This is a genomic window from Hydrogenophaga defluvii (assembly GCF_042665235.1).
Classification (GTDB): domain Bacteria; phylum Pseudomonadota; class Gammaproteobacteria; order Burkholderiales; family Burkholderiaceae_C; genus Hydrogenophaga; species Hydrogenophaga defluvii_A.
This window is the reverse complement of the sequence record NZ_JBHTBZ010000003.1, coordinates 101,667-107,890: the sequence shown is the minus strand read 5'-3', so window position 1 is coordinate 107,890 and position 6,224 is coordinate 101,667. Positions and strand designations below refer to the sequence as shown.

Genomic DNA, 6,224 nt, shown 5'->3' with positions numbered 1-6,224 from the left:
GATTGACGGGGTGAGGTATGCAGCGTAGACAAGCATCAGGAATGCAGCGGAAATTGGCTCCGCGTAGCGGCTTCGTCCAACCTACCGGTGCAGCGGACGGCTTCGTCGCCCGCTGACCCTTAACATTGGCCGCCCTCAATTTAACTAAACGCGATACCATCAAGGGAGAATATGAAAGCAATATCGTTTGAAGAGTTTCGATCAAGGCAGTTCGGCATTGTGGTATTCGCCGGTGGTGGCAATAGATGCTGGTGGCAGGCTGGGATTGTGGAAGGCCTCAGAGATTCGGCGCTGTGGAAACCTACGACGTTTGTTGGCGCAAGTGCCGGCGCTGCGATAGCAGTAGCTGCAGTGACAGGCAGGCTTCGCGCGTCCCTCGCAGCAGCTGTGGAACGCTTCTCGAGGACTCCAGCAAACGTGGATTGGTCGAGACTTCTCAAGGGAACTCGGCCCTTTGTTTTGCCGCGAATCTATCCCGATTGGATCAAGTCATTTCTTAGCGCGTCTGACTTTCAAACGTTAAGGGAGTCCCCGATCGAAGTGCAGGTTGCTATCACTCGGCCTATCCGTTTTCTGCCAACCGCGGTGTCGACCGCCATTGCGCTGGGTTTGTATTCAACGGAGAAGTTCTGGTTGCGAACACTACACAACAGGCTTCCGCATCTCGTTGGGCTGCGGTCTGAGCATTTGGTGATCAATCAATGCTCGACCGTCGCAGAAGCCAGCACGCTGCTTCTGGCCTCTGGCGCGGCTGTGCCAATTACGCCAACGCATAGGGTGGGTGGCCGTGCCGCACTTGATGGTGGTTTCTACGATAGCATTCCACTTCCTAAGACCGAGAAGAACAGCGGAGACACGCTCATACTGGTTACCCGGCACAAGCCTGACCGGCCACAACTGTTCGAGGTAGATGGGCGCATTTATCTGCAGCCCAAATCCAAGGTTCCAGTCACAAATATGGATTGCACTGATCCGGTTGGAGTGCAACGCACGTTCGATCAAGGGTTTTCTGAAGCGGCCGAACTTCGCGGTACTCGGTGACGTGCAACCCGGCGCTCCTGCGGACTGCCTTCGGCAGCCGCCGAACTTCAACATCAGGCTTTTCATATGGAAGCGTACGAATTCATCGAAGAGCACAAGAAGCTCGTCACTCACTTTGGGCAATGGCCGAGTTTTCATGATGCTGAGGTTCATTGCCTAAGCCTTCATCGACCAGCCAAAACCACCTCTGGCGGCAACATACCTTCGCTCGAACTACAACTTCGCGGCTGGGTTCTTAAGCAAGAGGTATCGGAAACTGGTTTCTACAAGCTTCATGGAGACGCTGTCATTCACTTCCAGTTTGACGGCATCTTTGATCTAAAAATCGAAGGATTCAATAACCAGAACGTGTTGTCGTCCATGAACCTTGAGGTTGTCAACGATCCAAGCATGGCAGGCAGTAGCGTCCTTCAAGTTGAACTGGCGCATTGCTATGAGTTTGAAGCATCCTTCAAAGCCCGCGCTGCTCGCATCATCAGCGTCACGCCATATGCATAGTGCACCCGACCAGCTAGCATCGGGCACCAGCCCAACTGTTTAGTCAAGCCGACGCCCACAAGCTGCGCTTGTGGGTACGCTTCACGAATCATGCAAGTCGAGCACAGCATTCTTGTTCTAGCCACGGCCGAGAGGATCTTCCGCATTTACGAGAACGTCGCCGTGTGGCACACCTGGGACCCCGACACCAGGCGCGCTTCACTTGAGGGGCCGTTTGCCGTCGGCTCACGCGGATCGCTCACACCAACGAAGGGCAACACCGTGCCCATGCTCATCACCAAGGTAAAGCCCAATTCCTGCTTCACAGTCGAGTCCAAGATTCCCTTGTTCCGCATGGTCTTCGAGCACGAGCTTGTTGCTCAAGGCAACGCGGTCAAGGTGACTCACCGAGTCACGTTCTCAGGGTTACTTTCGATGATGCTGGGCCGCATGCTGGTCAAGCAGCTCAACATGGTCTTCCGGTCACCCTTGCAAGCCTCAAACGCCTGGCAGAGAGTGCAGCCAAACCCTTTGTCAAGCGGAGCGCCAACGGCAGGCCACTTCGAACTTTAGGTCTCACAGCAACCAGATGTCTGCGATCATCATTCTTCAATCCGCCGACTACAAGGCAGTGCCACTGCCCAAAAGCCTGGCTGTACATGCCGAGTTCACGTGGAACCACGGCGAGCCAAGGCGCCGAAGTGGCGTGTACGAGTCAAGCGGTCACACGCTGTCGCTCAGTAAAGCAGATATCGATGCGTTTGCCCAGCAAGTCGAGGATGTGACCGCTTTTCTTTCGCATCACGCGGATGTGTGGCGCACCTATGTCCAAGCACTTCGTCACCCATCAGCTGAACTGGTTCTCACCTCATTCATCTCGCCCCAAGGAGCGGCACAGGAACTTACCCTGCCCGTCAAACTTATCGCCGCTGCAGGGAACCTTGGCATGTCCATCTCGCTTCGCACCTTTCTAACCGGCGAGAGTGAGGCCTAACTGATCCTGCCCCTGTTTGGTTTATTCCTGTGGAAGCTTCTCTGCGAGCGACGGTTGGGGCTTGGTCCTCGTGAAAAGAGCAGGTCGAAAGAGGTCAGGCGGTGCATACATTGCTGCACTCTGCCCCGGCTAGGCAAGGCTGCGCAAGGCATAAGCGGCCATGAGCGCAGCCCCCTGGGTGAGGGCGTCTTCATCGATGTTGAACTTGGGGTGGTGGTGGGGGTAGCAGGCGCCCACCGACGGGTTCTGTGCGCCAACCAGTGCCATGAGGCCTGGGCAGAGCGCGAAGAAGTCACCAAAATTCTCTGACACCATGAGCGGTGGAAACTGAACCGATGCGTCCGCACCAAACAGCTCGTGCACACATTGCGTGGCCAGCTCGCTGCAGCGGGCGTCATTAACCAAGGCACCACCGCCGCGTTTGATGTCCAGGCGCGCCTGCACGCGGTGAGCCGCGGCCACGCCCGCCACCACACGTTCGAGGGCGACCTTGAGGGCCACACCGTCTTCAGGCAAGGCGGCGCGGATGGAGCCGGCCAGTTCGGCCCGGTGCGGTATCACGTTGCCCGCCTGCCCCGCCTGCAGGCGCCCAAACGACAGCACCGCCGCGTGGGTGGGATCGATCTCTCGCCCGGGAAGGGAGGACGCCTCTTGCAACAGCACACAGGCGGCGCGCAGGGGATCGACGCCACGGTGCGGGTGCGCACCGTGGGTGCCGCGCCCCTCCAACAGGATGCTGAAGTTGTCGCAACCGGCCATGCGCGGTCCGGCACGGGTGCAGATCTTGCCCGCCTCCAGTTCAGACCATAGGTGGATGGCAAACGCACCGATGAGCGGAAAGGGCCGCAGGTGCTCCAGCATCTCGGCCGTGCCGCCGCCGCGCTCCTCAGCTTGCTGGAAGCAGAGTTTGACCGTGCCGGGCAGTTCGGCCCTGCGCGCCTGCAGCAGTTGGGCAGCGCCCAGCAGCATGGCCACGTGGCCGTCGTGCCCGCAGGCGTGCATGGCGCCAGGCTGACGCGAGCGGTAGCTCAGGTGGTCGTTTTCTTCCTGAATGGGCAGGGCATCCATATCGGCCCGCAGCAACACCATCTGTTGCTGGTGCTGGCCTTCAACGGTGGCCACCACGCCGTGCTCGCCCACGGTCACCCAGGGCACGCCCAGGCGGTCAAGTTCGCGGCGCACCAAGTCGGCGGTGTGGCGCTCGGCAAACGACAGCTCGGGCTGTATGTGCAATGCGCGGCGGATGGTCCTGAGCTGCTCACCCAGGGCCTGTGACGATTGAACGAGAGCGTGCATGACGTGAAGGTGCTCCTATTGAAACCTCATCCGGTGCTGCGGCCCGTGGGCCACACCAGTGAACGCATGGCCCAGGCACCCCACAGCGGGCCTGGCACCAACAACCACAGGGCGCGCTCGCCCCACCGATCCATCAGCGCACCCAGCAACACGATGGACACCACCGAAATCAGAAAGCCCAGGCCGTTCTGGAGCACCAGCGTCATGCCCAACAGGCGCGGTGGCGCGGCCTGAGACGAGAGCGCGGAAAACTGTGGCGAATCGGCCACCACCAAAATGCCCCAGGCCAACAACAGACACAGCTTGAGCCCCACCATGCTGTGCGGCACGAAGGGGTACACCAGGCCCACCAACCCCGAGCTCAGCAACGCCACAAAAGCAACCGGCGCGCTGCCCACGGCCCGCGCGATGTAGCCGCCCAGCAAACAGCCCAGCGCGCCCGCGCCAATGACCACGGCCGGCAGCCAGCTCCACCAGCCCGTGGCCACCTGCGCCACATCCGGACGGGTCAGCAGCGGCGCACACAGCAGTGGCACCACGGCCCAGAACGCATACAGCTCCCACATGTGGCCGAAATAGCCGCCGGCCGATGCGCGCAAGGCCGGCCGCTTGGCCAGGGTGCGCAGGTCGAGCGTGCTCAGACGCAGGGCGTTGGCCGCAGGCGGTCTGAACCGGCCATCGCCCACGGCAGCCACCGCCAGCCCACCCACCAGGGCGAACAAGGACGCACCGACGAGCACATGCTCCCACGGCCAGCTCACGCCGAAGGCGCGCAGCGCGTGCGGCATGGCTGTGCCCAATGTGAGCATGGCCACCAGCCAGGCCAAGGCCAGCGCCGGTTTGCCGCCCACCCACTGCACCACCAGCTTCATGCCCAAGGGATAAATGCCCGCCAAGGACACGCCCACCAGCACACGCACCCACCAGGCGGTGGCCACACCCATCTGTGACATGACCACGCTGGCGTTGGCCAAAGCCCCGAGCACACAACTCGCTGCGAAGACCTTGCTGGCGGGCCAGCGATCGGCCGCACCGGTAATTGCCAGCAGCAGCGAGCCGCCGATGAACCCCAATTGGGTGGCCGCGAGCAACCAGGCAAAACCGGGGCCATCCAGCTGCCAGCGCGCCATCAGGCCCACCGCTGCGCCGGCAGGACTGAACCACAGCGAGGTACCCAGACACTGGGCGAGCACCACCACGGCCAGGCCACCAAGGCGCCACCGATGCGCCTTCGGATCCAGGGGGTGACCCGACGTGTTCACACCTGATCGAGCGCCTGTGCCAGGTCGTCGATCAGGTCGTCGGCGTGCTCCAGCCCCACCGACACGCGCAGCAGCCCCTGCGGCGTGGTGCTTTGTGGGCCTTCGATGGAGGCGCGGTGCTCGATCAGGCTCTCCACCCCGCCCAAGCTGGTGGCGCGGGTGAACAAGGCCACCTTGGCGGCCAAGCCCATGGCTGCAGGTTGCCCGCCCTGAACCTCAAAGGACAACATGCCGCCAAAGGCCCGCATCTGCCGTTTGGCCAACGCGTGATAGGGGTTGTCGGTGAGGCCGGGGTAGTGCACCGCCGTGACTTTGGGGTGGCTTTGCAGAAACGCCGCCACGCGCCCGGCGTTGTGGCAATGCGCGGCCATGCGGTAGGCCAAGGTGCTCAGGCTTCGCATGACCAGCCAGCAATCGAAGGGCGATGGCACCGCGCCACCGAACAGTTGGGCGGTCCGCACGGCTTCAAAGTGCTCGTCCGCCTGCCGCGTCACCAAGGCGCCCCCCAGCACGTCACTGCGGCCACCCAGGTACTTGGTGGTGGCGTGCATCACCATGTCGCACCCCAGCGCAAGTGGGTTTTGCACGGCAGGAGAGGCAAAGGTGTTGTCGGCAATCACACGGATGTTTTTGCCCGCACACATCTCCACCAGGGCCGCGATGTCGGTGCACTGCAGCAGTGGGTTGGAGGGGGTTTCCACCCACAGGATGCGGGTGTTGGGTTGAATGGCCGCGCGGGTGGCGTCCAGGTTGGTCATGTCCACAAAAGAGAACACAACGCCCCACTTGGCAAACAGGTGTTTGAGCACGTTCGCGGTGCCGTGGTAGATGTCCTTGGGCGCAACCACATGATCGCCCGGTTGCAGGCCCTGGAACACCGCCGTGACGGCGGCCAGGCCCGAGCCAAAGGCCGCCCCGGCCGCCCCGCCCTCCAGCGCGGCCAGCGCCTCTTCCAGCGCGTTGCGGTTGGGGTTGTGGTTGCGCGAGTACAAATACCCGCGCGAGTAGCCGCCGTCAATGTCGCGCTCGAACGTGGTGGACAGGTGAATGGGGGCCACCACGGCGCCGGTGGCAGGATCGACTTTCTGACCGGCGTGAACCGCAAGGGTTTCGAAACGGAGCTGGGGTTTGAGAGAGGACATATCAGGTGGTGG

At 61.9% G+C, this 6,224-nt stretch carries 7 protein-coding genes; 4 read left to right on the top strand and 3 right to left on the bottom strand.

The features are described 5' to 3' along the window. Positions 1–171 precede the first annotated feature (171 nt). From ACFQU0_RS00575 to ACFQU0_RS00560, 4 genes are all read left to right on the top strand, one after another. The gene (locus ACFQU0_RS00575) at positions 172–1,041 is read left to right on the top strand and encodes a patatin-like phospholipase family protein (RefSeq protein ID WP_382197828.1); all 870 of its coding nucleotides are present in this window, start codon (positions 172–174) and stop codon (positions 1,039–1,041) included. Between the two features lie 66 nt (positions 1,042–1,107). Continuing rightward, complete coding sequence (locus ACFQU0_RS00570; protein WP_382197825.1) at positions 1,108–1,539, top strand: Imm50 family immunity protein; 432 nt, start codon at positions 1,108–1,110, stop codon at positions 1,537–1,539. Positions 1,540–1,629: 90 nt separating this feature from the next. Continuing rightward, entirely contained in the window at positions 1,630–2,091 is a 462-nt protein-coding gene (locus tag ACFQU0_RS00565; RefSeq protein ID WP_382197822.1) for an SRPBCC family protein, read from the top strand. A gap of 16 nt (positions 2,092–2,107) precedes the next feature. Then, the gene (locus tag ACFQU0_RS00560; RefSeq protein ID WP_382197819.1) at positions 2,108–2,512 is read left to right on the top strand and encodes a hypothetical protein; all 405 of its coding nucleotides are present in this window, start codon (positions 2,108–2,110) and stop codon (positions 2,510–2,512) included. A gap of 129 nt (positions 2,513–2,641) precedes the next feature. Here ACFQU0_RS00560 and ACFQU0_RS00555 read toward each other — a convergent pair whose 3' ends face one another. Genes ACFQU0_RS00555 through ACFQU0_RS00545 form a run of 3 tightly spaced genes read right to left on the bottom strand, consistent with a single transcriptional unit; the run spans position 2,642 to position 6,212 of the window. Beyond that, positions 2,642–3,808, bottom strand: a complete 1,167-nt coding sequence (locus ACFQU0_RS00555) for a M20 metallopeptidase family protein (protein WP_382197817.1) — start codon at positions 3,806–3,808, stop codon at positions 2,642–2,644. 26 nt (positions 3,809–3,834) lie between these two features. After that, on the bottom strand, positions 3,835–5,070 hold the full coding sequence (locus tag ACFQU0_RS00550; RefSeq protein ID WP_382197814.1) for an MFS transporter: 1,236 nt from the start codon (positions 5,068–5,070) through the stop codon (positions 3,835–3,837). Then, positions 5,067–6,212 (bottom strand): trans-sulfuration enzyme family protein, encoded by a 1,146-nt coding sequence (locus tag ACFQU0_RS00545; protein WP_382197811.1) that lies wholly within the window; start codon positions 6,210–6,212, stop codon positions 5,067–5,069. Before ACFQU0_RS00545 ends, ACFQU0_RS00550 begins: the two co-directional genes overlap by 4 nt. Between the last annotated feature and the right edge of the window lie 12 nt (positions 6,213–6,224).

Excerpts from the sequence above, each read along its gene's own strand:
- ACFQU0_RS00575 (WP_382197828.1), top strand. The coding sequence starts at position 172 with ATGAAAGCAATATCGTTTGAAGAGTTTCGATCAAGGCAGTTCGGCATT.
- ACFQU0_RS00570 (WP_382197825.1), top strand. The coding sequence starts at position 1,108 with ATGGAAGCGTACGAATTCATCGAAGAGCACAAGAAGCTCGTCACTCAC.
- ACFQU0_RS00565 (WP_382197822.1), top strand. The coding sequence starts at position 1,630 with ATGCAAGTCGAGCACAGCATTCTTGTTCTAGCCACGGCCGAGAGGATC.
- ACFQU0_RS00560 (WP_382197819.1), top strand. The coding sequence starts at position 2,108 with ATGTCTGCGATCATCATTCTTCAATCCGCCGACTACAAGGCAGTGCCA.
- ACFQU0_RS00555 (WP_382197817.1), bottom strand. The coding sequence starts at position 3,808 with ATGCACGCTCTCGTTCAATCGTCACAGGCCCTGGGTGAGCAGCTCAGG.
- ACFQU0_RS00545 (WP_382197811.1), bottom strand. The coding sequence starts at position 6,212 with ATGTCCTCTCTCAAACCCCAGCTCCGTTTCGAAACCCTTGCGGTTCAC.